A 990-nucleotide genomic window follows, 5' to 3' on the forward strand; every position below is an offset into this window, starting at 1 on the left:
AGCCACCATCGATCTGCAAGTCTCGCTACGTAGCAGTGCAATAAAAAAAAGCAGCCGCAATGGCGAGCAGCACCATGGCCCTCTCCTCCACGGCCTTCGCCGGCAAGGCCGTGAACGTGCCGTCGTCGTCCGCCTTCGGCGAGGCCCGCGTGACGATGCGCAAGACGGCGGCGAAGGCCAAGCCGGCGGCGGCGTCCGGCAGCCCGTGGTACGGCCCCGACCGCGTCCTGTACCTGGGCCCCCTGTCCGGCGAGCCCCCGAGCTACCTCACCGGCGAGTTCCCCGGCGACTACGGCTGGGACACCGCCGGGCTGTCCGCCGACCCCGAGACCTTCGCCAAGAACCGCGAGCTGGAGGTGATCCACTCCCGCTGGGCCATGCTCGGCGCGCTCGGCTGCGTCTTCCCCGAGCTGCTCTCCCGCAACGGCGTCAAGTTCGGCGAGGCCGTCTGGTTCAAGGCCGGCTCCCAGATCTTCAGCGAGGGCGGGCTGGACTACCTCGGGAACCCGAGCCTCATCCACGCGCAGAGCATCCTTGCCATCTGGGCCTGCCAGGTCGTGCTCATGGGTGCCGTCGAGGGCTACCGCATTGCCGGCGGGCCGCTCGGCGAGGTCGTCGACCCGCTGTACCCTGGCGGCAGCTTCGACCCCCTCGGCCTGGCCGACGACCCCGAGGCCTTCGCCGAGCTCAAGGTGAAGGAGCTCAAGAACGGCCGCCTCGCCATGTTTTCCATGTTCGGCTTCTTCGTCCAGGCCATCGTCACCGGCAAGGGCCCGCTCGAGAACCTCGCTGACCACATCGCTGACCCAGTCAACAACAACGCATGGGCCTACGCCACCAACTTCGTCCCCGGCAAGTGAGGGAGGCGCCGCCGGTGACCTTTAGGTGTCCGGATGCATGTGAGCGCACGCTGGTTTTCGGTTTGTACCATGATGTAAACTATTGTTCAATCGCCAAGGAATAATTGTGTTCATTGTCATTATTTTTCCT

Annotated in this window: 1 protein-coding gene; it reads left to right on the forward strand. The window is 65.4% G+C overall.

The window, feature by feature from the left end; genetic code table 11:
• Positions 1-59: 59 nt before the first annotated feature.
• Positions 60-860: a chlorophyll a-b binding protein gene (locus CVM52_RS28225; protein WP_100165087.1), complete on the forward strand. Its 801-nt coding sequence runs from the start codon at positions 60-62 to the stop codon at positions 858-860.
• Positions 861-990: the final 130 nt, after the last annotated feature.

It is taken from the genome of Pseudooceanicola lipolyticus, from assembly GCF_002786325.1.
Taxonomy (GTDB): Bacteria; Pseudomonadota; Alphaproteobacteria; order Rhodobacterales; family Rhodobacteraceae; genus Pseudooceanicola_C; species Pseudooceanicola_C lipolyticus.

Bases quoted from the DNA above. Each gene is read 5' to 3' on its own strand.
- CVM52_RS28225 (WP_100165087.1), top strand. From the start codon at position 60: ATGGCGAGCAGCACCATGGCCCTCTCCTCCACGGCCTTCGCCGGCAAG.